The organism is Tenacibaculum sp. SDUM215027 (genome assembly GCF_050566205.1).
In the GTDB taxonomy this organism is placed as follows: domain Bacteria; phylum Bacteroidota; class Bacteroidia; order Flavobacteriales; family Flavobacteriaceae; genus Polaribacter.
In genome coordinates this window covers 279326-303946 of sequence record NZ_JBNXUE010000002.1, presented here as the reverse complement: position 1 = coordinate 303946, position 24621 = coordinate 279326, and the positions used below count along the sequence as shown (strand labels likewise).

General features: G+C 31.2%; 25 protein-coding genes. 8 read left to right on the top strand and 17 right to left on the bottom strand.

All coding sequences use genetic code 11. The features are described 5' to 3' along the window. Positions 1-19 precede the first annotated feature (19 nt). The 5 genes from ACQYZ7_RS07585 (at position 20) to ACQYZ7_RS07565 (ending at position 4578) form a co-directional block, all read left to right on the top strand. Positions 20-742 carry a YebC/PmpR family DNA-binding transcriptional regulator gene (locus ACQYZ7_RS07585; protein ID WP_430729166.1) on the top strand — a complete coding sequence of 241 codons (723 nt, stop codon included), beginning with the start codon at positions 20-22 and terminating at the stop codon, positions 740-742. Between the two features lie 88 nt (positions 743-830). Then, positions 831-1433, top strand: a complete 603-nt coding sequence (locus tag ACQYZ7_RS07580; RefSeq protein ID WP_430729165.1) for a hypothetical protein — start codon at positions 831-833, stop codon at positions 1431-1433. A 123-nt stretch (positions 1434-1556) separates the two neighbouring features. Continuing rightward, the gene (locus ACQYZ7_RS07575) at positions 1557-2276 is read left to right on the top strand and encodes a glycosyltransferase family 2 protein (protein WP_430729164.1); all 720 of its coding nucleotides are present in this window, start codon (positions 1557-1559) and stop codon (positions 2274-2276) included. After that, a complete protein-coding gene (locus ACQYZ7_RS07570; protein WP_430729163.1) occupies positions 2276-2917 on the top strand; it encodes a lipid-A-disaccharide synthase N-terminal domain-containing protein in 642 nt (213 codons plus the stop codon). The genes ACQYZ7_RS07575 and ACQYZ7_RS07570 overlap by 1 nt, the downstream gene beginning before the upstream one ends. A gap of 44 nt (positions 2918-2961) precedes the next feature. Next, the gene (locus ACQYZ7_RS07565) at positions 2962-4578 is read left to right on the top strand and encodes an ArnT family glycosyltransferase (RefSeq protein ID WP_430729162.1); all 1617 of its coding nucleotides are present in this window, start codon (positions 2962-2964) and stop codon (positions 4576-4578) included. A 58-nt stretch (positions 4579-4636) separates the two neighbouring features. On the opposite strand, the gene ACQYZ7_RS07560 is transcribed toward ACQYZ7_RS07565, so the two are convergent. The 14 genes from ACQYZ7_RS07560 to ACQYZ7_RS07495 all read right to left on the bottom strand — a co-directional run bounded on the left by ACQYZ7_RS07560 (position 4637) and on the right by ACQYZ7_RS07495 (position 18165). After that, positions 4637-6412, bottom strand: coding sequence for a YfbK domain-containing protein (locus tag ACQYZ7_RS07560; RefSeq protein WP_430729161.1), 1776 nt, complete (start codon positions 6410-6412; stop codon positions 4637-4639). 99 nt (positions 6413-6511) lie between these two features. Next, the gene (locus ACQYZ7_RS07555; RefSeq protein WP_430729160.1) at positions 6512-7567 is read right to left on the bottom strand and encodes an AMP-binding protein; all 1056 of its coding nucleotides are present in this window, start codon (positions 7565-7567) and stop codon (positions 6512-6514) included. Positions 7568-7583: 16 nt separating this feature from the next. Further along, positions 7584-8504: a CPBP family glutamic-type intramembrane protease gene (locus ACQYZ7_RS07550; protein WP_430729159.1), complete on the bottom strand. Its 921-nt coding sequence runs from the start codon at positions 8502-8504 to the stop codon at positions 7584-7586. Positions 8505-8506: 2 nt separating this feature from the next. After that, positions 8507-9544, bottom strand: a complete 1038-nt coding sequence (locus ACQYZ7_RS07545) for an o-succinylbenzoate synthase (protein ID WP_430729158.1) — start codon at positions 9542-9544, stop codon at positions 8507-8509. Positions 9545-9555: 11 nt separating this feature from the next. Next, positions 9556-10074, bottom strand: coding sequence for an SRPBCC family protein (locus ACQYZ7_RS07540; protein ID WP_430729157.1), 519 nt, complete (start codon positions 10072-10074; stop codon positions 9556-9558). A gap of 26 nt (positions 10075-10100) precedes the next feature. Further along, a complete protein-coding gene (locus ACQYZ7_RS07535; RefSeq protein WP_430729156.1) occupies positions 10101-10778 on the bottom strand; it encodes a metal-dependent hydrolase in 678 nt (225 codons plus the stop codon). Positions 10779-10782: 4 nt separating this feature from the next. Continuing rightward, positions 10783-11601: a DUF4349 domain-containing protein gene (locus tag ACQYZ7_RS07530; protein WP_430729155.1), complete on the bottom strand. Its 819-nt coding sequence runs from the start codon at positions 11599-11601 to the stop codon at positions 10783-10785. A gap of 22 nt (positions 11602-11623) precedes the next feature. Then, positions 11624-12538: a 1,4-dihydroxy-2-naphthoate octaprenyltransferase gene (gene menA, locus ACQYZ7_RS07525; RefSeq protein WP_430729154.1), complete on the bottom strand. Its 915-nt coding sequence runs from the start codon at positions 12536-12538 to the stop codon at positions 11624-11626. 88 nt (positions 12539-12626) lie between these two features. Continuing rightward, on the bottom strand, positions 12627-13031 hold the full coding sequence (locus tag ACQYZ7_RS07520) for a hypothetical protein (protein ID WP_430729153.1): 405 nt from the start codon (positions 13029-13031) through the stop codon (positions 12627-12629). Positions 13032-13181: 150 nt separating this feature from the next. Next, entirely contained in the window at positions 13182-13628 is a 447-nt protein-coding gene (locus ACQYZ7_RS07515) for a hypothetical protein (protein WP_430729152.1), read from the bottom strand. Positions 13629-13734: 106 nt separating this feature from the next. Next, on the bottom strand, positions 13735-14514 hold the full coding sequence (locus tag ACQYZ7_RS07510) for a (Fe-S)-binding protein (RefSeq protein ID WP_099216248.1): 780 nt from the start codon (positions 14512-14514) through the stop codon (positions 13735-13737). A gap of 92 nt (positions 14515-14606) precedes the next feature. After that, complete coding sequence (locus ACQYZ7_RS07505) at positions 14607-15926, bottom strand: 4Fe-4S dicluster domain-containing protein (protein WP_430729151.1); 1320 nt, start codon at positions 15924-15926, stop codon at positions 14607-14609. A gap of 44 nt (positions 15927-15970) precedes the next feature. Continuing rightward, complete coding sequence (locus ACQYZ7_RS07500; RefSeq protein ID WP_430729150.1) at positions 15971-16936, bottom strand: MlaD family protein; 966 nt, start codon at positions 16934-16936, stop codon at positions 15971-15973. Between the two features lie 65 nt (positions 16937-17001). Continuing rightward, the gene (locus tag ACQYZ7_RS07495) at positions 17002-18165 is read right to left on the bottom strand and encodes an N-acetylmuramoyl-L-alanine amidase family protein (protein WP_430729149.1); all 1164 of its coding nucleotides are present in this window, start codon (positions 18163-18165) and stop codon (positions 17002-17004) included. A gap of 94 nt (positions 18166-18259) precedes the next feature. Between ACQYZ7_RS07495 and ACQYZ7_RS07490 the strand changes: the two genes are divergently transcribed. The 3 genes from ACQYZ7_RS07490 to ACQYZ7_RS07480 all read left to right on the top strand — a co-directional run bounded on the left by ACQYZ7_RS07490 (position 18260) and on the right by ACQYZ7_RS07480 (position 22099). Further along, entirely contained in the window at positions 18260-20962 is a 2703-nt protein-coding gene (locus ACQYZ7_RS07490) for a putative LPS assembly protein LptD (protein ID WP_430729148.1), read from the top strand. A gap of 46 nt (positions 20963-21008) precedes the next feature. Next, positions 21009-21389 carry a Rid family detoxifying hydrolase gene (locus ACQYZ7_RS07485; protein WP_430729147.1) on the top strand — a complete coding sequence of 127 codons (381 nt, stop codon included), beginning with the start codon at positions 21009-21011 and terminating at the stop codon, positions 21387-21389. Between the two features lie 86 nt (positions 21390-21475). Next, a complete protein-coding gene (locus tag ACQYZ7_RS07480) occupies positions 21476-22099 on the top strand; it encodes a cysteine hydrolase family protein (protein WP_430729146.1) in 624 nt (207 codons plus the stop codon). A gap of 89 nt (positions 22100-22188) precedes the next feature. Here ACQYZ7_RS07480 and ACQYZ7_RS07475 read toward each other — a convergent pair whose 3' ends face one another. From ACQYZ7_RS07475 to pfkA, 3 genes are all read right to left on the bottom strand, one after another. Next, on the bottom strand, positions 22189-22551 hold the full coding sequence (locus ACQYZ7_RS07475; RefSeq protein WP_430729145.1) for a methylglyoxal synthase: 363 nt from the start codon (positions 22549-22551) through the stop codon (positions 22189-22191). 67 nt (positions 22552-22618) lie between these two features. Continuing rightward, positions 22619-23611 carry a type I glyceraldehyde-3-phosphate dehydrogenase gene (gene gap, locus ACQYZ7_RS07470; RefSeq protein ID WP_430729144.1) on the bottom strand — a complete coding sequence of 331 codons (993 nt, stop codon included), beginning with the start codon at positions 23609-23611 and terminating at the stop codon, positions 22619-22621. Between the two features lie 24 nt (positions 23612-23635). Next, complete coding sequence (pfkA, locus tag ACQYZ7_RS07465) at positions 23636-24619, bottom strand: 6-phosphofructokinase (RefSeq protein WP_430729143.1); 984 nt, start codon at positions 24617-24619, stop codon at positions 23636-23638. Between the last annotated feature and the right edge of the window lie 2 nt (positions 24620-24621).

Here is a 24621-nt window from a genome sequence, read left to right as displayed (position 1 = left end):
AAATTAAAACAGAATACACATGGGAAGAGCATTCGAATTTAGGAAAGCAAGAAAGATGAAACGTTGGTCAGCTATGGCAAAAACTTTTACCCGTATTGGTAAAGATATCGTTATGGCAGTTAAAGAAGGTGGTCCAAACCCCGAAACTAACTCTCGCTTACGTGTTATAATTCAAAATGCGAAGGCTGCCAACATGCCGAAAGACAATGTTGAACGCGCCATTAAAAAAGCATCTGATAAAAATACTGAAAACTATAAAGAAGTATTATTTGAAGGATATGCTCCTCACGGAATTGCTGTTTTAGTAGAAACTGCTACTGATAACAATAACCGTACAGTTGCTAATGTTCGTGCTTCTTTTAATAAATGTAATGGAAACTTAGGAACTTCTGGTTCAGTTGCTTTTATGTTTGACCATGTGGTAAACTTTAAAGTGAAAGAAGACTCCTTAGGAATGGATTTAGAAGAGTTTGAAATGGAAATGATTGACTTTGAAGTTGAAGAAATTTTTGCCGACGAAGAAGATAGTTCGGTAATGCTTTACGCTCCTTTTGAACAATTCGGTGCTATTCAAAAATATCTAGAAGAAAATAATATTGAAATTCTTTCTTCTGAATTTGAACGTATTCCTACAACCACTACTGCTATTTCTGATGAACAAAAGGAAGAAGTAAACAAACTTTTAGAAAGATTGGAAGAAGAAGATGATGTAAACAATGTTTACCACAGCATGGAAGAATAAACACTTTCTGCCTTTATAAAACTTAAAAACCAATGAAAATAATCATTGGTTTTTTTATATATTTATCCAAACCAAACTTCTCATTATTATGATTTTCTACGGAACTAAAGGAGCGCATTTACACAACGAAAAAGTTAGCGGTGTAAAATGTAATCACTGCGAGCAGCAAAACACTCACACCATTAGTATTTTTGGTAAATACTTTTACATTTATTGGATTCCTGTTTTTCCTATAGGCAAGAAAGGAGTATCTGAATGTAATCATTGTAAAGCTACTTACGAACGTAAAAACATGAGCGAACAATTAAAGTTAGCTCACGACAATGTAAAACGAAACACCAAAACTCCTTTCACTCATTGGATAGGTTCCTTATTAATGGGAGCTATAATTCTCTTTGGAATCTACTCTGTACAACAACACGGTAAAGATGTTGTTACCTACATTAATACTCCTCAAATAAATGACATAGTTGAATACAAATCATCAGACAAAGCTTATTCTACCGTAAAAGTAACAAACGTTACTACCGATTCTATTTTCTTTGTAGCTAATTCTATGGAAATAAGTAGAAAAAGTAAACTATATAAAATAGATAAAGAAAAAAACTATACTGCTGAACGATTCGGAATGAGTTTAGCTGATTATAAAAAAGCTTTTGATGACAAGAAGTTTTTAGATGTTGATAGGTAACAACAATACTATAGAAACCACTTTAAACAATTAGATTTAGGTTTTGTAAATAGTAAACTCAAAATCTAATAGTTTTTTTAAATATTTGTACTTTCGCACAGTTATATCAAAACAGGCAAGTCTATGAGTTACAGAATGACTATCATCATTCCAGTTTTTAATGAAATTGATAATTTAGATAGAATATATAGTACGTTTACTGATTATTTTTCTAAAAGCAAAACTAAAAGTAAAGTTTTATTTATCGATGATGGTTCTACCGACGATAGTTTTCATAGAATCTCTGAAATCTGTTTAGATAATCCTGACTTTGAATATTTAAAATTTAAAGAAAACTGCGGATTAAGTACTGCCATCAAAGCAGGTATTGATCATATCAACACCGAATTAATCGGATATATCGATGCAGACCTACAAACTACTCCATATGACTTTGATATCTTACTAGAAAACATCGACAATTATCAAGCCGTTATTGGATATAGAGGTAAAAGAAAAGACACTTTAAGTAAAAAAATACAATCATTAATTGCCAATAGTATACGACGTAGTTTAATTAACGACGGTGTTATTGACACTGGTTGTCCGTTAAAAGTACTACGTACTGATGTTGCAAAAAAAATTCCTTTCTTTAAAGGAATGCACCGTTTTATTCCTGCCTTAATTTTACTTCAGAACGGAAAAATAAAACAACTAAAAGTGCAACATTTTGAACGTATTGCAGGTACTTCCAAATTTAACATTTTCAATCGTTCTTTAAAAGCGTTACGTGATACTTTTGCTTACAGATGGATGCGAAAAAGTTATATAAACTACACTATTGAAGAGTCTAAAATTAGCTAATGAGCGAGTGGCTTTCATATAAATACTTTGTGTACATTATCGGTTTTGCTGCTCAAATTTTATTTTCAGCAAGACTTTTACTGCAATGGATTCAGTCTGAAAAAGTAAAAAAAGTTTTAACTCCTGAATTGTTTTGGCAATTAAGCTTAATTGCTTCCTTTTTGCTGTTTGTTTATGGTTGGTTACGAGATGACTTTGCCATTATGCTTGGTCAATCACTAACCTACTTTATTTATATAAGAAACATGCAATTACAAGGTTCCTGGAAAAAACTACCTAAAATTTTACGTGGTTTTTTATTTATTTTTCCTTTTTTTATTGCTGTATATTCTTTTAAAAATAATCAAATAGATGTTGAGCGTTTGTTTCGTAACGAAGACATTCCTATTAATTTATTAATATGGGGAAGCATTGGTCAAGTTATTTTTACACTTCGTTTTATGTATCAATGGATTTATTCTGAGCGCAAGAAAGAATCTTCTTTACCTTTAGGTTTTTGGCTATTAAGTCTTGTTGGTTCGCTTATGATTTTGAGTTACGCCATCATAAGAAAAGACCCTGTATTATTCGTTGGTCAATTATTCGGTTTTGTTATCTATATTAGAAACGTTTATATCATGTTAAAACACAATAAACAATAAAAACCTGATTTACAAACAATTAAAAAGAACTAAATTTTACTAAAATGAAAAGTAAACTGTCTTTCAATATATTTTTATTAATAGCTGCTATTAGTTTACTCATCAATATGGGGTCTTACGGAGTCATAGAAAGTAGCGATGCGAGATATGCCGAAATTGGAAGGGCAATGCATGTATCTGGCGATTATATATATCCAAACTTGTTAGATGTTCATCATTATCATAAACCTCCATTTACCTATCAAATTACAGCTTTAGGTTACAAAATATTTGGTATTAATGCTTTTGGGGCTCGCTTCTTTTTACAATTAGCCGTTTTATTACAACTTATTTTAGTGTATCGTTTAAGTATTTTATTTTTCAATAATAAGAAAACAGCGCTTTGGTCTTCAATTATCTATTTTAGTTTTCCTTTAGTATTAATGTCGTCACGTAATTTAACTACTGATGCTTTTCTAGCTACGTTTGCTTTACTAAGTATTTATAGTTGGGTAAAATATCGCCAATCTGGAGTTATAAAATGGCTCTATACCTTTACCTTAAGCTTAGCTTTAGGTTTTTTAACAAAAGGACCTGTAATATTTATTGTCCCTGTAATTTTCATTTTATTTTATAATCGTACAGAAAAAGCGAAAAAGAATTTTTCTATCCATCATATTACTGCTTGGGTATTATTTTTAGTTATTGCTGCTTCTTGGTTTGTGTATTTAGGATATCACAATCCTGCTTTTCTTGATTATTTCTTAGGAAAACAAACTGCAGATAGGTTTTCTAAAAATGCCTTCGGAAGAACAGAACCATTTTGGTATTTTTTAGCTTTTGCTCCTTTAGTTGGACTACCGTGGTTCTTAGCTTTAATTTATTTACTAAAAGACCAAAAAGAAGTATTAAAAAAGAAGTCTCTACATTTTACTTTGTTAATGGCTTTTGTAATTCCCTTAGTTTTCTTTTCTATTTCTTCTTCTAAACGTATTTTATACATTCTGCCTTTATATGGTTTACTTGCCATACTAACCGCTGACTTATTTTCAAAAATCAATACTGAAAAAACAAAAATCATAAATAACTTTATTCTTGGTTTTTCTGGTTTAATCCTATTGGTTTTTATCATTGCTCCTTTTATTAATACTGGCATGAACTTCCCTTATTATTTAGCTATTGGTAGCTGTATTGCTTTAACTACAATAATCTTGCTTTACAAATCTACAAAAGAGGTTAAATTCAAACCAATATTCACTTCTCTTATAATTACTGTATTTTTATTGATAAGCGCTTCGACAATACTAGCTAAGAATGAATTAAAAGTAAATGCTTCTAAGCCTGTAACAGAATTCATTATTAGTGAAGGTTTGGACTCTAGAGATATTTTAGTGTATAACACCAGAAAACCATCCATTGCTTTTGGTTTAAATAAATCTATTATTTCTTTATATGACGGACATAATTCTTTAAATAGAGAAACACAATTTGAAACAGATACAAACTGGAAAAAACACTTAGTCAACCTTAAAGACCCTGTAGAACTGAAAAGTTTACACGAAATAGTAAAAAAACCTACCGTTTTGTTACTTTATAAAAAACAACTTCCGAAAAAACTGGATTGGTTAGCTAAAAACTATACTCGTAAAAAAGTAATGGGTAAATGGACTATTTATTATTAATAACTTTTACTATATATAATAAAGAAAAACAGGGCTAAATGCCCTGTTTTTCTTATCTCTAATTATAAGTCTTTATCAACCTTAAGAATTCTGACCTGTAACCATCTTTGTCTTCTCCTTTTCCTTCCTCAACTAAACTAAGTATATCTTCTATTTTTGATTTATTTTTAAATTTTGACTTACTTAGCTGCATTCCAAATAGTGCTACTGCCGAAATAAATTTCATATCATTTGTTGGAGTTAACATTTCGTCTTTTACAGCTTTCACCAATTCTATACTCTTAGTTTCTTTTGGTAATTTATACCTAAACTTCACAGTAAATAATTCGTTATTATATTTACCTTCCTGCTTATGGTGTGTATATTTCAATTTAGGTAATTTCTTCAAGAATTTACTTTTTACTCCTACAGGAATCACTTCATATAATGCAGTTACTGTATGTCCACTACCTAATTCTCCAGCATCTTTTGTATCATCAACAAAGTCTTCGTCATTCAATAGCCTGTTTTCGTACCCTATTAAACGATACGCTTGCACTTTTTTAGGATTAAACTCTACTTGAATTTTTACATCTTTTGCAATGGTATACAAAGTTCCTCCAAACTCTTTTCCAAAAACTTTTTGCGCTTCTTGCATGGTATCAATATATGCGTGATTACCATTTCCTTTATCGGCTAAAATTTCTAATTTATCGTCTTGGTAATTTCCGTAACCAAAGCCTAACACAGATAAAAACACTCCTGACTTTCTTTTTTCTTCTATCAACTTTTCCATTGCTGTATTATTAGAAGCACCTACATTAAAATCACCATCTGTGGCTAAAATAACACGGTTATTTCCGTTTTCAATGTAGTTTTCCTTAGCCAATTTATAAGCCAACTCTATTCCTTCTCCTCCAGCTGTTGAACCTCCTGCTTCTAAATTATCAAGTGCTTCTAAAATCACTTCTTTTTTATTTCCTTTCGTAGGTTTTAAAACTACTCCCGCTGCTCCAGCATACACAACAATAGCTACTTTATCTTTTTCTCTTAACTGATTTACCAATAATTTAAAAGCAGATTTTAATAAAGGTAATTTATTATGACCCGACATAGAGCCCGAAACATCTATTAAAAAAGTTAAGTTCGATGCAGGTAAGTTTTTTTGTTTGTACTCTTTTCCTTTTAACCCAATTCTTACCAATTTAGTATCTTTATTCCATGGAGTAACAACAACCTCTGTATTAATTGAAAAAGGATGTTTTCCTTTTGGTTGCGGATAATTATAATCAAAGTAATTTATCATTTCTTCAATCTTAACTGCTTCTTTTGGTACTTTTTGACCATTATTTATCATTCTTCTTATATTACTATAAGAAGCCTTATCAACATCAATTGAAAATGTAGACAACGGAGAGTTTATAGGGCTTTTAAATATATTTTCATTTCTTCCTGCATAATAATCTCTATTCTCTATTTGATTACGCCCTCTGATTCTAACAACTTTTAAGGAAAAAGCTTTTTTCCCTTTTAAAGTACCATAACTAGTTACCACAACTTCATCTAAAGTATTATCGGAATCCATTACAACATTAATAACAGAACCTTCTACTACTTTTTTATTTACTGTTTTCATACCTACAAAAGAAAACACTAGTACGTCTCCTTTATTAGCAGAGATAGAATATCTTCCATCGAAATCAGTTTCTGTACCATTGGTAGTTCCTTTTATCACAATAGTAACTCCTGGCAATGGTCCAACCCCATCTGAAACTACACCTGTGATTGTTCTTTGTTGCGCTATAAGCACCACTGTACTTAGCAAGAACATTGAATAAATTAGTTTTTTAAACATAGCTTTTCGTTTTAAAGTTTATATAAAACTACTTAACACTATACTTCTATAAAACTACCGATGAGTGAACAGGCTTATTAAAAGAGTAAAAGCTACTTTTTAGTGAGGTAAAATTTTAGCGAGTGTTTTTTTACGTTGGATTTTTTTTGTTCCTGTTTCAATAAATTCATCAACAAAATAAACTTCTTTTGGAGCTTCGTACCTGGAAAGACCTGATAGATTTTTCACTTCGTTTGAGATGACATTATTTTTCTCTCCTTCTATTACTAAAATCAACTTCTCTCCTAACCTTTCATCAGGAATTCCAATTACAAAAAAACGGTTGGTAATTATTTTAGAAAGTTTTTCCTCTATTTTTTCTGGGTGGAGCTTAATTCCTCCTGAATTAATCACATTATCGTAACGCCCTAACCATTCAAATTCAGTTTCTGATATTAAACGAACAACATCGTTTGTAATTATTTTTTCTGAAGAAACTTTTGAAGCATCAATAACCAAACAATTACGATTGTCTTGCGAAAGCTGTACGTTTGGTAGTGCTTTATAAGTAGATTTCTCACTATCGCTCAAAATGACATTATTCAGTTTTTTAACAGCAATGTGCGTTATGGTTTCGGTCATTCCGTAAGTAGCAAAAACTTCTGTCGACTTGTTTTGAATAGCTTCAATTAAATCGTTAGCTACAACACCTCCACCTACAATCAGTTTTTTAATCTTATTTAATTCATCTAACGAATTTCTTAATTGCATTGGTACCATCGCAGAAAAGTCGTAGTTTTTAACTATTTCTACTTTTGATGTTGTTGCAACCATATCTAGTTTCCACCCTAAAATCAACGCACGAACCAACATCATTTTACCTGCAATATAATCGGTTGACAAACATAGTAAAGCTACAGTATTTTCTTCTAAGTCAAAAAAAGCTCCTGTAGCTTTTGCTGAGTTTATCATAAATTCTTTTTTTAACAAAATTGGTTTAGGTTTTCCTGTAGAGCCTGAAGTTTGCACGATTACAAAATCATTAGCATTAAACCAATCTGATAAAAATTGGTATATAGAATCGTTTATAGTCTTCGAAAAAGTTAATAATTCTTCTTCCGAAGAAAAAGAGACTCCGTTTAACTGAAAACTATTATGAAAGGCTGGGTTCTTCACTTTGTTCAGAATAGTTTTATGATTCTTCAGTTATTTCTGGTTTTTCTATGTTACCAAATAGTTTTTCTTTCCAGTTTCTCCATCTATATTTTTTTTGTAATATTATAATATATAGTGGATAAATTAAAAATACTGGAATTATCATTTGAAACACTAAATTAGGTTCTGAATAATCAATAAACAAAGCATCTGTTTGAAAAACTGCCCAGTTTGAAGCTACCAAAACTGCGGCTGCAAAATTATTCGACGCATGTATTCCTAAAGCTAATTCTGTCCCCTCATCTAATAATGTAATGATTCCGAATAAGAAACCTGTCCCTATATAAAAACCCATAATTCCGTAACCTAATTTGGATACTTCTGGATTTAAAATATGCATTAAACCAAACAAAACAGAAGTTATAATTAAAGGCAACCATCTTGTCTTACTTAAAACCCCAAGCCCTTGCATTAAATAACCTCTAAACAGTAATTCTTCTAAAGATGTTTGAATTGGAATTAAAATAATACAAATCATCAGCAAAATAAAAAATGGAACAGGTTTAAAATTCCACACAAAATCTTCTGGTGTTAATAAGTAACCTATAAAAAGAAAAAAAACAGTAACCAAAAACCAAGTGATAAACCCATAAAAAAAACGGCTCCAATCTACTCTTTTTCTACTCGTTATTAATGAAGTAATTGATCGTTGGTGTAAGAACTTTACAAAAATTAACAATAATACCATTAGTACTGCGAATGGTATTAGGTTTTCAAGTAAAAAAATATTTTTATTTCCTTGAAAGTTAGCAGTTTGTTCCATCAACTCACTATATACTTCTGGTAGTAAAAAATAAATGGAAAAGTTTAGTATAAATGGTGACATTACTACCAAAATTGTTAGCAACCATCTCCACCAGCTATTTTCTCCTTTATATGCTTGTTGTATAAAATTCATTGTTAAATATTAAAGTTCCAGTTTCTACCTACATTATATCCTAAACTCCCGTTTGTAACTTCTAACGGACTCTCAAAGTTATTGGTAAACAAACTCCCAGTTCCTAAGCCTTGTGGTAATGGATTGTTTAACATATACGTCCATTGTGCTATTGCATTTAACCCTATATTACTTTCTAACGCACTAGTTATCCAATTACCTGCTTTGTGATTAGACGCTATTTCAATCCATTCGTTACTTCCTTGAAAACCTCCTACTAAACTTGGTTTTAAAATGATGTACTGTGGTCTAATTGTATCAATACATTTTTCTTTTTCTTCGGAAGAAAAAACACCTATCAACTCTTCATCTAAAGCTATTGGTAATGGAGTTTTTTCACATAAACTAGCCATTTCTTGCCACTGCCCTTGCTTTATAGGTTGTTCTATAGAGTGTAGTTCTAACTCAGATAATCTTTGTAATTTTTCTAAAGCATTTTCTGGTAAGAAAGCTCCGTTAGCATCTACTCGTAACTCTATTTCTTTGGCTGAAAATTCTTTTCGGATTGATTGCAATAATTCTATTTCCGTGTTAAAATCAATCGCTCCAATTTTCATTTTAATCGTCGTAAAACCTTGTTGCAGCTTGTTTTTTATTTGCTGCTGCATAAAGGTTTTATCTCCCATCCAAATTAACCCATTGATTGAAATCTGTTCTTTTCCTTCAGTAAATTCTGATGGAAACAATTCAAATGGTTTTTTATTCTCTAAAGATAAAAATGCTTGTTCCAACCCAAATTGTATTGATGGGAAGTGTGTCAATTCAGGCAATAAAAAATCTAAACCTAAATTAATATTGTTACATACCCATTGTAGTTTTTCTTCGTAGTCAGGTCTATCATCAATACTTAATCCTCTGAATAAACCACATTCTCCAAGACCTTTCTTTCCTTCTTTTTCTAAAATTAAGAACCAGGTTTCTTTTGTTCTTAAAATTCCACGAGAAGTCCCACTAGCTTGTTTAAAATTCAATAGGTATTTATGGTAGGTAGCTTTTATCAATTGTAAATGTATTAGTTGTGAGCTTCAGAAGCTTTTTTAAAATTTTCTAAATATTGTTGACTCATTTTTTTTAGTGCTCCTTTAAAATATGGAAATAAGCAGCTCATTATATACGATTCACTAGTACAAATGGTCGTTTGTATTATCTTGGTTGTGTTTCCTTCTGAAATAAACTCATAATCATCAGTTTTTAGCATATTCTCTGCATCATAACCTATAGTAAATCTTTTATTTTTTTCATATTCCAAAACTTGCTGAGTTATTGTAATTAGTCTCCCTTTATTTTCAATCTTCACCTTATAAGTACTTCCTACTTTATTGGGTGTTTCTTCTAAAGTTTCTATTGATTTTACTTCTGGCATCCATTGTTTCATTAACTCTACATTTTGAAAATCAGCAAACACTTCGTTTACAGGCTTATCAACACTCACTTCGTTAGTGTATACAACTTCTTGTATAACTAAACCTGTTAAAAAAAACGCAAGAATTAAAACTGTTATAATTCCTAAAATTATCTTGATTGCTTTCATATATAATACCTAAATAAAAGGTTTACTTAAATAGTTATTGTTTGTCCAATTTCTAAAATCATCAATTCTTTTTTAGCTTGATTGAATTTTTCTTTGGCCTCATCTATATTAATTTCTATTGGAGGAAAGGTATTAAAATGACACCCTATTACCTTATCACAAATTACTAGGTCACTAGCTATGATAGCATCATCAACTCCCATTGTAAAATTATCACCTATTGGAAATATAGAAGCTGATAAATTGGTTGACATTGGTATTAATTGCATATCCATAGTTACAGCTGTATCTCCAGAAACATATAAAGACTTTTCTCCTGCTTTTATTACAAAACCACCTGGTTGTCCTCCATAGCTTCCGTCAGCAAACGAAGATGTATGAATTGCGTTTACATATTTAGCTGAAAAAGTATTATTTGTATAGGTACCTCCATGATTTACGGAGTGTCCTTTAAACTTTTTTGCTTCATAATATGTTACAATCTCATAATTTGAAACGATTATAGCATCTGTTCTTTCTGCAATACGTTCTACATCTAACACATGGTCTTGATGCGCATGTGTAAGTAAAATATAATCTGCTTTTACTTGATCTACATCTATATTTGAAGCTAGAGGATTTCCTGTAATAAAAGGGTCAATTAATACGTGCGTTCCGTTAATTTCAATACCAAAACATGCATGACCGTAAAAAGTGATTTTCATGTATTTATTCTTTTCGTTTAAATCGTTTCTTTATGAAGATAATTAATAAAATTATTAAAAGTATGAATGGCCAAATATTTACCAAACCGATAAAAAACCATTTTATATTATCTATTCCGTTACTAAAAGCATCTACTATACGCCTTCCGAAGCTTTTTGAGTAAGTTTTACTTACTTCTTCTTTATAAAATCGAATTGTTAAGGTTGAAAATGATACTTGATTTTGTAAGTATTTCAAACGTCCCTCCATCGATTCAATTTCCGATCTTACATTAGTTAATTCTCGTTCAACTTCTAAAATTTCTTTTACTGAACTTGCCTTTTTAAGTATTTCGCTATAGCGTTCTTCTAATTCTTTTTTTACTTTTAAACGTGCTTGCACGTCCAGAAATTTCTCTGTTACGTCATTAACAGAGATATTCTTATTATCAAACCTCTCTACTTTTGAAGAAATTTCATTTAAGAAAGGATCAAAATTTTCAGAAGGAATTCGAACAATTAAATTAGATATTATATTTTGAGAAGATCTGTACTCGTTATCAGCAGAAATATATCCGTTATATTTTTTTACAGCTTGCTCAATGTGACTTCTTGTTTCAGTTAAATCATCTGTTTCAAAAGAGATATCACCTTTTTTAATAAGTTTTCTATCAATTGTTACTTCTTTGTTTTCCTTTGCAATTTCTGATGACTCTACAACTTCTTCAGTAATATCAAAACTCCCTGAGGTTTTAAGGTCTCCATAAGAGCTTGTCCCCTCTCCTTTATTATTACAACTAATTAGCAATAGAGCTGCTCCGAAAAAAACTGAAATAATTCTCATAGTATTAAATTTTATTGGGAAGTTACAAAATTTGACCTAATCCAAATAAAATCGAAAATAAAAAGGTACTCAGTGCTACTTTTTTTAGTTCAGCATCTAACAGTGCTTCTTCTTTGTTTTTATATACAAAAACTAAGTGTTTTACTAAAGGAATATAGGCTATGACAAACAAGAATTGATAAGATGATTGAAACTCAATTACCGTATACAATAGTGCAAATATAAAAGACACAACAATTAGAAAATAATGATACAGTTTTGCAGACTCTGCTCCCATTTTTACAACTAGTGTGTTTTTTCCTGATTTAGCATCATTTTCTCTATCTCGCATATTGTTTAAATTTAACACAGCAGTACTTAATAGTCCAACTGTGATTGCTGGCAAGAAAACAATAAAATTTAGTTGTTTAGTGTATAAAAAGTAGGTTCCTGCTACTGCTAATAATCCGAAGAAAACAAAAACGAAAATATCTCCAAACCCGCTATAACCATATGCTGATTTCCCTACGGTATATTTTATAGCAGCAACAATAGAGGCAACTCCCAACCCGAAGAAAATTACCGAGTATAAAAAGTTATCTTTTCCAAAGGAAACATAAATCAATAGTAGTGCAATAACTAATGTAATGCTTCCTGTTGCTAACATCGCATTTTTCATTTGCCTTGGTGTAATAACTCCAGATGATACCATACGTGCCTCTCCATCTCTATTATCATCAGTTCCTTTTATACCGTCTCCATAATCATTCGCAAAATTAGAGAGCACCTGAAAGCCTATTGTTGTGAGTATTGCTAGCCAAAAAATTGGAGTTTCAAATAATATTACCGTACTGTCTGCATACAATACTTTATCAAATCCTAAAAATGCTCCAACAATAATTCCTGAAACGGACAATGGTAAGGTACGTAAACGTGCTGCTTTTATGTAGTTTTTCATTGAGATAGTATGATTTTCAAAGATAAGTTTTTTAGACATAAAAAAAGGAAAGCTTAACTTTCCTTTTATCTTAAAGTATATGAGTAGTTTACTTATTCACCACTGTATCAAAACCTACTTTTATCCCAGGTTTATCTATAAAATATTCTTTTTTATCCACCAAAACGTTATCTCTGAGGATTTCCATTGTTATTGTATAAACACTAAAATTATCTGTAGCCTTATCTTCATATTCGAAAGCTAAATTAGCTGCAAAATTAATTTCATCTGTGTATGATTTCTTAAAAGGGAAAACATTTGTTTCAGTAACGTTATCGTACTTAAAAAAGCCAGACTCTAGAAAAACTGTTTTAATCTTCCCATTATTATCATTACTCGTACTTGTAACATTAAATGTTATTGTTGAAACCGCTCCATTTCCGTCAAGAGAAAAATCAGTATCATCACATGACGTTAATAAAACCAAGCATAAAAAGGTAAAAAGGTATCTCATTCTTTTATTTTTTTTAATTATTTCTCACAAACTTACTACAAAGAAAAAAGTGTACTACTCTCGTTATACACTTTTAAGAAAACTTTATATTTTTAGTCGTTAAAATTATTCTTTTTAAGAAAAATTAAGGAATGAAACTAGAAGAAAGTATTACTCTTCAAAATATTCTTTGAAATCAAATGAAATACTTGTAGTATTGTCTGGTTTAGCTATTGTTTTAGTAGTTTTTGCTTTTAATTCATCTTCTACAAACATTTTTAAGGTAACATCATATGCTACAAAAGACTCATACTCTTCTATTGATTCTGAAACGGTTCTATCTTGATAAGAAAAAGTAGCCTCTGTATAATAGCTCACCTCTTGATTTATAGTTTCATCATAAGGTAAATTAGCATTTCCTTCATTTTTACTATAAAAACTTATTTCTCCAATAGAACCATCATTTATTTCTTTTATTAAAATGGAATTATGTTGCCCTTCAGTTTCTACTACAAACCTTACATCGAGGTTTAATGATTCTTTCTCCCAAGGCTCTGTATTTTTTGTACAAGAGGTTAATACTAAAGTTGTAACAAATAAATAAAGTAGTTTTTTCATCATAGTGATTTTTAGAATTAGATTTTATCTTTTTCAATTTTTATGCCAAAAAAAAGTATGTTACATTATGTAACACACTTTTTTACCACTAAATATTTTATTCAATTTATAGATTATTTGCTTCCGCAATTAACTCTGCAATATCTTTTACTTGTATTTGTGATTCTTTTTCTTTGAATTTTACACCATCAGTCATCATTGTATTACAGTAAGGACATCCTGTTGCAATAATTTGTGGATTGGTTTCTAACGCATCTTCTGTACGTAATACATTGATATCTTTATCTCCTTTTTCTGGCTCTTTAAACATTTGAGCCCCGCCTGCACCGCAACATAATGCTGTTGATTTATGACGCTTCATCTCAGTCATTTTCACTCCTAAACGACGAATTAACTCACGTGGACTTTCATACACATCGTTTGCACGTCCTAAGTAACATGGATCATGATAAGTTAATCTTTTTCCATTTAGGTTTTCATCTTCAATCGTTAAACGTCCTTCTTTGATTAATTTGCTTATATATTGTGTATGATGATACACTTTATACTTCCCTCCTAATCCAGGGTATTCATTTTTTAATGTATTAAATGAATGCGGATCACACGTAACAATTGTTTTTACTTCGTAAGCATTTAAAACTTCTATATTAGTAACAGCCTGCATTTGGAATAAAAACTCATTTCCTGCACGTTTTGCTGCATCTCCTGTTGAACTTTCTTCGGTACCTAATACTGCAAAATCAACTCCAGCTTGTTGTAATATTTTTACAAATGCTCTTGTTATTTTTTTTGCTCTATCATCATAACTTCCTGCGGCTCCTACCCAAAATAACACTTCTGGTTGTTTTCCTTGAGCCATCATATCTGCCATTGTTGGTACGTTCATAATTCTTTATCGTTTAATTGTTGAACTGTTTTTTGTTTACAACCTCAAACAGAGGTTACTTTTTAATTTTTACGGAATAAAATAGTTAAAAACTACTCTTCATCTTTCCAGTTTAGTCTATCCATTTGACTATACTGCCAAGGTGCTCCATTATTTTCAATATTGGTCATCATCATATTTAGCTCTTGCGGAGCTGCTGATTCTTCCATTACTAAATAACGACGCATATCCATAATAATTGATAATGGATCAATACCTATAGGACATTCTTGCACACAAGCATTACAACTTGTACACGCCCATAGCTCTTCTGGAGTAATGTAATCGTTTAATAATTGCTTACCATCATCTTGAAACTCTCCTCCATTCTCATCAATATTCTTCCCTACTTCTTCTAAACGGTCACGTGTTTTCATCATGATAGCACGTGGTGACAATTCTTTACCTGTTAAGTTTGCAGGACAAGATGATGTACAACGTCCACACTCGGTACACGTATAAGCATTCATTAACTGCACCCAATTTAAATCGGTTACATCTGAAGCTCCAAACTTTTCTGGCTCCCCTTCGTCTGCTCCTTCCTCTGGCATTGCATACGGGTCAGCATCTGGATCCATCATCATTTTTACCTCCTTTGTTACAGCTTCAAGATTATTAAACTGTCCTTTTGGTTTTAAGTTTGCAAAAAACGTATTTGGAAAAGCTAATAAGATGTGTAAGTGCTTAGAGTAATATAAATAGTTTAAGAAAATTAAAATCCCAACAATATGTAACCACCAAGCTGTCTTTTCAATAGTGTGTAACGAATCATTAGAAAAACCATCAAACCAAGGAGCTATAAATTGAGAAACTACATTTCCTACTCCTGCTTCTTGAAAATGTATATCTGTTGCATTCATTACCAAGAATAAAGTCATTAATACCATTTCAAAATACAGAATAATATTACCATCATTCTTTGGCCAACCTTCCATTTCTTTGTTCCAAAAACGTTTTACTTTCTCTATATTTCTACGGAACCAAAAAATTGTTACTGCTACAAAAACTAGTAATGCTAACACTTCAAAGTTTCCTATCAAGAACCCGTATAGAGCATCTCCAATAATTGGTTGAAAAACACGGTGTGTACCAAGTAATCCATCAATAACGATCTCTAACATTTCGATATTGATTAAAATGAACCCAACATATACTACAATGTGTAAAATACCTGAAACTGGACGGCGTACCATTTTATATTGCCCTAAAGCTATTTTTGCCATGTTTTTCCATCGCTCAGGTTTTCTATCCGTTCTATCAATATCCTTTCCTAATTTAATGTTTCGTATTAACTTACGAACATTCATTACAAAATACCCGATACCTGCAATTAAGATAAGTGCAAAAAAGATGTTTGGTACGTATTTCTCCATCGTTCTTTAATTATTAAGTTTTGTTAGATTTATAAAGTGTAAACTTATTTATTACTTACATTTTTGGTGTTATTTTCATCGTTGTACGGCTTTGCTTTTTTCCCAAATAAAGAGAAGTGTACAAATCGTTTTGGATTCAACTTCATTTCTCTTAGCAGTTCTTCTAGTTCTTTTGAAGCTTTTGTTAAGTTGTTGTACATTTTTTCATCCGTCATTAACTTCCCTAAAGTTCCTTTTCCTGATTTCATGTTAGCTAGCAAACCATTAACATTTACCAAAGTTGCTTCAAGTTTTTTAACCGATTCACCTAAATTAGCTTTTGCTAAATCTTCAGATACTTTTGAAAAATTGTCTGTAATTTTCTTTGTGTTTGCTAAAGTAGCATCTAAATTCCCTTTATTATCTGCTAACAAAGTGTTTACAGAAGCTAATGTTTTACGAACATCAGAAATTGTTCCTTCTAATCCTAAAATACTTCTATTTAAGCTTTGGCGAGATTTTTCATCTAATACTTGGTTAAACCCTATTAATAAAGAATCTGCTCCAACAAGAACGTTCTCTAATTTTGCTTGAATAGGGTTTAATTTTTCACCCACAGAAGAAAATATATCTGATTCAACTTCTCCTTTTAAATAGTCCCCTGATTGTGCTATTTCTCCGTCATATTTGGGAATAATTGCTAGATTTTGACCTCCCATTAAGCTTGCTGAATAAATTTTAGCAATGCTATTTTTGGAAAAATTAAAGTCCGTATCTAACGAAATTTTCACTATTAAGTTCCCTTTTTTATCTGGACTTTCATTAAAGCGAATTTCATCTACCTTGCCAACCTTTAATCCATTAATAGTTACCGAACTTGCTTCGTTAAGACCATTAATATTATTGTACTCTACAAAAAAGTGTCTTGCATTAGCACTGAACAAATCTTGTCCTTTTAAGAAGTTATAACCCCAAATAAATAGTGCAATAACGACTACAGCAACAATTCCTGTTTTTAGTTCTTTAGACATAAAATATATTTATACGAGCGAAAATAATAATAATTTTGCGAGTATAAATATAGAATACCTCTAAATTAATGGTTTTTCAGTGCTTCTTTAATTGAAATTCGTTTTCCGTTTTTAAAAGCTACCACCCAAGCATCTTTATATCCTTTACTTCTTACTTCTGGTAAAACCTTTTTTATCCCTGACAAACTCGATGAATTTCCATAGTAATATTTGTAGTAATCATCTATAAATAAAGACTCAACGTTTTCTAACCCTTTGAAACTGTTTGTTGAAAGTTTTTTTCTAGATGCTGCTATTTGTACTCTAAACACAACCCCTGTTGATACTGTTTTTGAAGATGTAGTTTTTGTCTTTGGTGTAATTTCTTTTTTAACAACTGGTTTAGAAATTTCTTTTTCTACCAACGGCGCATTAACTGTTAGAGTTTCGCTAATCGTATTTAACTTTAATCGTTCAAAGTACTTTCTTATTGCTTGAGCTATTGACTTTGCCATTCTAATTTGCCCTTTTCTAGAATTTAGAAATTTACCTTCATTTTTATTAGTCAAAAAACCTAACTCTATTAAAACACTAGGCATAACTGTTTCTCTTAATACTAAAAAATTTGCTTGTTTTACCTTTCTGTTATTTCTTTTTATTGCTACAAAGTTATTTTGAACTATACCTGCAATTCCTAAACTATTTTCTAAGTTTTCTTCTTGAAGTACAGACAAACCAATTACTGATTCTGGTGAGTTCGGATCATAATCATAATTCTGTTTATAATTATCCTCTAATAAAATTACCGAGTTCTCTTTTTTAGCAATTTCTAGGTTTTCTTTATTTCCACTTAACCCTAAAACAAAAGTACTTGCTCCATGCGGATCTGACCTTCTAAAAGCATCACAGTGAATAGACACAAATAAATCTGCTTTTTTATCATTCGCTATTTTAGCCCGGTTGTGTAACTCTACAAAAACATCTTTTTTACGGGTATAAACTACTTGTATATCTTTTGATGTTAATAACTCCTTACCTACATCTAATGCTACTTTTAAGGCTATGTTTTTTTCTCTAAAACCATTCCCTAGATTTCCTGGATCTTTTCCTCCATGACCAGCATCTAGAACAACAGTATATTTTTTTTGAGCTGAAACCGATAATATACCTCCATATAAAACAGTTAAAGAGGTTATAATGATTAAGCTTAATTTTGAGATATTATATTTACGGAAATTTAAGAATTGCATCAATAAAATTTAACTATTTTTGGTTTTTAAAATATAGGCATTCAAATAGCACGCCAAAGTTTTTAAATATAACACAAAAATAGTATTAATAATATTGCGAGCAAATTCAACTTACATACTTTTAGCTTTCTATCTTTTTTGTTTTCAATTAAGTACTGCGCAAGAATTTGGCAAGAAAGGTATTACTCCTCAAAAACCTAGTAAAGACTCCCTATTTACTAGCTCTAAAGACACTTTAATAGGTTTAAAAAACAATGCTCTTATTAACAAAAAAAGAGATACTATTGTTAACGATTCTATTAAACCAAAAGAAGTAATTGACGGTATTATTACTCATGACGCTGAAGATTACACCATACAAAACGCCAAAAACAAAACAATTACCTTATATAATAAAGCTCAAGTAACATATACTGACATTGACTTAAAAGCTGGAATTATTATTCTGGATTATAAAAACAATATGGTATATGCTAAAGGTATAAAAGATAGCACAGGGTATCATCAAAGACCTCAATTTAAGCAAGGAGGACAAGAATCTGAACAAGACTCTATTCTTTTTAACTTTAAAACTAAGAAAGCTTTAGTTTATGGTGTTAAAACAAATCAAGCAGGAATTATTACTTATGGAGAAAAAACAAAACGGGTAAATGACTCTACTATTTATATGCGTCGATTGCGTTTTACTACTTCAAAAAAGAAAATTCCAGATTATTATATTCAAACAAATAAAGCAAAACTAGTCCCTGGTAAAAAGATTATTGTTGGTGGTAGTAATTTAGTGTTAGCAGATGTACCTACTCCTGTCTATTTGCCCTTTGCTTACTTTCCTTTAACAGACAAAAGAACTTCTGGTTTTATTATTCCTTCTTGGGGAGAAAGTAATAATCAAGGTTTTTTTATGCAAAACGGAGGATACTATTTTGCTTTAAGTGACTACTTTGATTTAACTGTGTTAGGTGATTTATATACCAATGGTAGTTGGGGATTAAATGCTTCCTCTAACTATTATGTTCGTTATAAATTTAGTGGAAGCTTTAGTGTTCGTTTTGAAAATATTATTAGAGGTATACGTGGTTTGAGCGATTATCAAAAGTCCACCAATTTCAACCTTAGATGGAGCCATAGTCAAGATTCTAAGGCGAGTCCAAACTCTCGTTTTTCTGCTTCTGTTAACTTAGGTAGTAGCAAGTATTATCGTCAATCTTTAAACGAATTTAATAGTTCTCAGTTCTTAAACAACACGTTGAGTTCATCTATTTCATACTATAAAAATTTTGTAGGTACCCCTTTTAATGTGAGCGTAACTGCTACTCATTCTCAAAACACCAATACAGAATCCATTACTATGACGCTTCCATCATTACAACTTAATATGGATCGTATTTATCCATTTGCTGGGAAAGATGGAATTAAAAAGAATCCTATTCAAAAAATGGGACTGAATTATAGTATGCAAGGTCAATATCAAATTAATACCACAGATGACGAGTTTTTTACTGCTAAAATGTTTCAAACGGCAAAAAAAGGTATACAGCATAATTTAAGTACAAATACAAGTTTGAAAGCCTTTAAATATTTTACATTATCACCTAGTGTAAATTATAAGGATGTTTGGTACTTTGATCAAATTAAAAAGCGATACGATCCTACTGCTGTAAACAAAGATGGTAATTTAGGAGCTGCAGTTAATGATACTATTAGTGGTTTTACTCGTTATAATGAATATAACTTTGGAGTTTCATTATCTACCAATATCTATGGTACATTTAACTTTAAAAAAGGTCGTTTAAAGGCAATTCGTCATACAATTAGACCCTCTATTTCATACGGGTATCGTCCTAATTTTGCTGATGATTATGATTTAACAATTCGCCAAAGTTCCGATCCGAATGACCTATTAACTTACTCTCCTTTTGAAGGCGGCATTTATGGAACACCAGGAAGTGGAGTTTCAAATTCTATCGGTATTTCCGTAAACAATGTTTTAGAGGCTAAAGTAGCACCGAAAGACCCTGACAGTGATGAAGAAGACAAAAAAATCACCATTCTTAACAATTTAAACTTTAGCACAAGTTATAACATAGCTGCTGATAGTTTACGCTGGTCTCCTGTGAGAGCAAATGCTGGTACACGTCTTTTTAAAGACAAGCTAGCTTTAAACATGAATGCTACTTTTGACCCGTATCAAGTAAATAGCAAAGGACAAAGAATAAATAAGTTTAACGGTAGTCTCCTTAGAATGACTAATTTGGGGGTAACAGCTAATTATTCCATTTCTAGTAAAGATTTTGAAAAGAATAAAGATGGTGAAGATGACTCTGACAACAAAAATGGAAATGGTGCACAAGATACACCAGATGTTTTTGGAGAAGGTATAGGCTCTACTAATGGGTTTCCTAACAACACCAATAACAAAAATAAAGAAGGCGAAACAAAAGAAACAGAACTCTACAAAGCCAAAATACCTTGGACTCTTAATTTAGCTTACTCAATGAGCTACACTAATAACGGATTAACAAGCCAAATAGGTAATAATACGTTAATGTTTAGTGGTGATGTAGAACTCTCCCCTAAATGGAAAGTTGGTTTTTCTTCTGGTTATGATGTTAAAGACAATGCTTTTACTTATACTAGATTAAACTTTTCAAGAGATTTAGATAGTTGGCGATTTAATTTTAACTGGACTCCTTTTGGTGTTAACTCTTCTTATAATTTCTTTATTGGGGTGAAGTCTTCAGTATTGAGCGATTTAAAATGGGATAAAAACAAACCACCAGATAGAGTATTATTTTAAAACATTAAATATTTGGCAAAATTTTTAATCCAGAAACTTAACAAAAATGAAAAAAATAATTACAACTGATAAAGCCCCTGCTCCAATTGGCCCATATAACCAAGCAGTGCTTAGTGGAAATACCTTATATACTTCAGGTCAAATTGCGATTAATCCTGAAACTGATGAGTTAGTTTTAGATTCCATTGAAGCAGAAACACGACAAGTAATGCTAAACATGAAAGAAGTATTAGCCGCTGCTGAAATGACTTTTGAAAATGTGATTAAAACTTCTATTTTTATTTCAGACATGCATAACTTTTCAAAAATTAATGCTGTTTATGGTGAATATTTTAACGATGCTACTGCTCCTGCTCGTGAAACTGTGGAAGTTGCTAACTTACCTAAGTTTGTAAATGTTGAAATTAGTATGATTGCTGTTAAATAATAGTTTTTAAAAAAGTGTTTTTTATCTGACGATATCACTTCTTTAAAACAACGGATACTTTAACCATTATGAGCAATGCAAAACAAATGAAAAGAATTTTAATTCTAGTAGTATTGACAATTTTTACTGTTAATCTTCAAGCCCAGAAAAAGGAAAATATGAAAACAGCCTTAATATTAATTGACATTCAAAATGATTACTTTCCAAATGGAAAAATGGAGCTCTCGCAACCCGAAAAAGCAAGTTTAAACGCTAAGAAAATTTTGAGTGAATTTAGAAGTAAAAAACTTCCTGTTATCCATATTCAACATAAATCAACTCGCTCTGGTTCTTCTTTTTTTATTCCAAAAACTCAAGGTGTGGAGATTCACAAAAACGTGGAACCAATAGACGGGGAAAATATAATAACCAAACACTTTCCAAACAGTTTTAGAGAAACCGAATTGCTAAAAACTTTAAATGAAATAAAGGTAGAAAAGTTAGTGATTTGTGGAATGATGACACATATGTGCGTGGATGCAACAACAAGAGCAGCCAAAGACTTTGGTTTTGAATGCATTGTTATTGGAGATGCTTGTGCAACCAAAGATTTAGAAGTAAATGGAGAAAATGTAAAAGCTAGCGAAGTTCAAAAATCTTTTCTAGCCGCCTTAGATTATTATTATTCAGACGTATTGACAACTGAAAAATTTCTTAAAAACCATAAATAAGTGTTTATACACAAGACAAGGAGCAAAACGTTTTAATAAGTTACCATAAAAAGAGAAACAATTATGTTTCTCTTTTTATTTATAATCTTTTAAATTGCTTTAATTAACAGTTCTGCTGTTGCAGGATTCGTTGCTAACGGAACATCATGTACATCACATAAACGCATAAGCATAGAAATATCTGGTTCATGTGGATGTTTTGCTAAAGGATCTCTAAAAAACAATACCATTTGACATTTCCCTTCTGCTACTCTACCAGCAATTTGTGCATCACCACCAATAGGCCCTGATAAAAACTTTGTTACTTCAAAACCTGCTTTTTCAGCCTTTTCTCCTGTCGTTCCTGTTGAGATTAACTGGATACTTTTTTGACGTAAAACTTCTTTATGTTCATTTAAAAACTGAACCATTTCAGCTTTCATTCCATCATGTGCTATAATTGCTATTTCCATAAAATAGTGTTTAAAAAAATATTCCCACTAAAAGCGGGAATACAATATTACAAAATATTTTATGTTTTTATAAAGATGCTGAATACTCTAATAAATCTACAATTTTTGTAGCATACCCAAACTCATTATCGTACCAAGAAATTACTTTAAAAAAGTTTTCGTTTAACTCTAAACAAGCATCCGCATCTATTACAGAAGTTCTAGTTTCAGAAACAAAATCTTGTGATACTACTTCATCTTCTGTATATCCGATAATTCCTTTTAATTCACCTTCTGAAGCTTCTTTTAAAGCTGCTAAAACCTCTTTTAATGAAGTTGCTTTATCAGTTCTAAATGTTAAATCAACTAAAGAGACATCAGCTACAGGAACTCTAACTGCCATTCCTGTTAATTTACCCTCTAATTCTGGAATAACCTTTGTTACTGCTTTTGCTGCTCCTGTTGATGTAGGAATAATATTGTTAATTACTGAACGTCCTCTACGCCATTTACTGTTTGGTCCATCTACAGTATTTTGTGTTGATGTTGCTGCATGTACCGTAGTCATTAATCCTTCTTTCAACCCAAAATTATCATGGATAACTTTCGTTAACGGTGCTAAACAGTTTGTTGTACAAGAGGCATTAGAAAAAATTACTTCATCATCTTTCAAATCTTTATGATTTACTCCCATTACATACATATTAGCATCTTTAGAAGGTGCTGAAATAATTACTTTCTTAGCCCCTCCAGTAATATGCAGTGCTGCCTTATCTTTATCTGTAAAAAAACCAGTAGATTCAATTACATATTCTGCCCCTACTTCATTCCATTTTAAATTTTCAGGATTTCTTTCCGCAGTAATTCTTATTGTTTGTCCGTTTACAACTAAGTTTCCTTCTTTAACTTCAATATCTCCTTCAAAACGTCCATGAACAGAATCATACTTCAATAAATAGGCTAAATAATCTACATCTAACAAATCGTTAATAGCCACAACTTGAATGTTGCCTCTTTTTATTGCAGAACGGAACGCTAATCGACCAATTCTTCCAAATCCGTTAATTCCTATTTTTATCATTATTAATAAATTTTATATTCGTGTTTAAGTGGTCATTATATCTGATACTCTTAATAATTCAGTATCAATTTTATGTTGACCTTTGATTGCTTTTTCTAGATCGGTAGCAATTACTTTATTATCTTTTAATCCTACCATCAAATTGGTTTTCCCATCAAGTAATAACTCAACAGCGCTTACCCCTAACCTACTTGCTAAAACTCTATCAAAACAAGTTGGCGATCCTCCGCGTTGCATGTGACCTAATACAGATACTCTTACTTCGTATTCAGGTAAGTTCTTTTCTACATAATCTGCTAGTTCAAATACATTTTTTCCTGTTTTATCTCCTTCGGAAACGACTACAATGCTTGATGACTTCCCTGATCTTCTACTTTTCTTTAACGACTCTAACATTCTTTCTAATCCTAAATCTTCTTCAGGAATTAAAATTTCCTCAGCACCAGCTCCTACACCTGCATTTAATGCTATAAACCCTGCGTCACGCCCCATAACCTCAACAAAGAATAATCTATTATGAGAAGATGCGGTATCTCTAATTTTATCAATTGCTTCTACAGCTGTGTTTAAAGCGGTATCATAACCAAGTGTATGACTTGTTCCAGAAATATCATTATCTATTGTACCAGGAATACCTATAATAGGAAAATTAAACTCTTTATTAAAAATTACTCCTCCTGTAAAAGAACCATCTCCTCCAATTACCACCAAGGCATCTACCTTATTCTTTTGTAAGCTTTCGTAGGCTTTTTGTCTTCCTTCTTTAGTTCTAAAGTCTTTTGAGCGAGCCGATTTTAATATCGTTCCTCCTTTGTTAATAATATTATTTACACTTCGTGCGGTTAACGGAATTAGGTCTCCTTCTATCAATCCTTGATACCCCCTATAAATCCCCATACATTCTGTACGATAATAAGCACAAGTCCTTACCACAGAACGTATCGCTGCGTTCATTCCAGGAGAATCTCCCCCAGAAGTCATTACTGCTATTTTTTTAATTTTCTTCATAA

Coding starts and splice junctions, on each gene's coding strand:
- menA (WP_430729154.1), bottom strand. CDS start 12,538: ATGAAAAACTACATAAAAGCAGCACGTTTACGTACCTTACCATTGTCC.
- ACQYZ7_RS07475 (WP_430729145.1), bottom strand. CDS start 22,551: ATGGAAATAGCAATTATAGCACATGATGGAATGAAAGCTGAAATGGTT.
- ACQYZ7_RS07505 (WP_430729151.1), bottom strand. CDS start 15,926: ATGGAGAAATACGTACCAAACATCTTTTTTGCACTTATCTTAATTGCA.
- ACQYZ7_RS07535 (WP_430729156.1), bottom strand. CDS start 10,778: ATGAAAATCACTTTTTACGGTCATGCATGTTTTGGTATTGAAATTAAC.
- ACQYZ7_RS07560 (WP_430729161.1), bottom strand. CDS start 6,412: ATGTTTAAAAAACTAATTTATTCAATGTTCTTGCTAAGTACAGTGGTG.
- ACQYZ7_RS07580 (WP_430729165.1), top strand. CDS start 831: ATGATTTTCTACGGAACTAAAGGAGCGCATTTACACAACGAAAAAGTT.
- pfkA (WP_430729143.1), bottom strand. CDS start 24,619: ATGAAGAAAATTAAAAAAATAGCAGTAATGACTTCTGGGGGAGATTCT.
- gap (WP_430729144.1), bottom strand. CDS start 23,611: ATGATAAAAATAGGAATTAACGGATTTGGAAGAATTGGTCGATTAGCG.
- ACQYZ7_RS07495 (WP_430729149.1), bottom strand. CDS start 18,165: ATGCAATTCTTAAATTTCCGTAAATATAATATCTCAAAATTAAGCTTA.
- ACQYZ7_RS07520 (WP_430729153.1), bottom strand. CDS start 13,031: ATGAGATACCTTTTTACCTTTTTATGCTTGGTTTTATTAACGTCATGT.
- ACQYZ7_RS07530 (WP_430729155.1), bottom strand. CDS start 11,601: ATGAGAATTATTTCAGTTTTTTTCGGAGCAGCTCTATTGCTAATTAGT.
- ACQYZ7_RS07550 (WP_430729159.1), bottom strand. CDS start 8,504: ATGAATTTTATACAACAAGCATATAAAGGAGAAAATAGCTGGTGGAGA.
- ACQYZ7_RS07575 (WP_430729164.1), top strand. CDS start 1,557: ATGAGTTACAGAATGACTATCATCATTCCAGTTTTTAATGAAATTGAT.
- ACQYZ7_RS07585 (WP_430729166.1), top strand. CDS start 20: ATGGGAAGAGCATTCGAATTTAGGAAAGCAAGAAAGATGAAACGTTGG.
- ACQYZ7_RS07515 (WP_430729152.1), bottom strand. CDS start 13,628: ATGAAAAAACTACTTTATTTATTTGTTACAACTTTAGTATTAACCTCT.
- ACQYZ7_RS07510 (WP_099216248.1), bottom strand. CDS start 14,514: ATGAACGTACCAACAATGGCAGATATGATGGCTCAAGGAAAACAACCA.
- ACQYZ7_RS07565 (WP_430729162.1), top strand. CDS start 2,962: ATGAAAAGTAAACTGTCTTTCAATATATTTTTATTAATAGCTGCTATT.
- ACQYZ7_RS07500 (WP_430729150.1), bottom strand. CDS start 16,936: ATGTCTAAAGAACTAAAAACAGGAATTGTTGCTGTAGTCGTTATTGCA.
- ACQYZ7_RS07485 (WP_430729147.1), top strand. CDS start 21,009: ATGAAAAAAATAATTACAACTGATAAAGCCCCTGCTCCAATTGGCCCA.
- ACQYZ7_RS07570 (WP_430729163.1), top strand. CDS start 2,276: ATGAGCGAGTGGCTTTCATATAAATACTTTGTGTACATTATCGGTTTT.
- ACQYZ7_RS07480 (WP_430729146.1), top strand. CDS start 21,476: ATGAAAAGAATTTTAATTCTAGTAGTATTGACAATTTTTACTGTTAAT.
- ACQYZ7_RS07540 (WP_430729157.1), bottom strand. CDS start 10,074: ATGAAAGCAATCAAGATAATTTTAGGAATTATAACAGTTTTAATTCTT.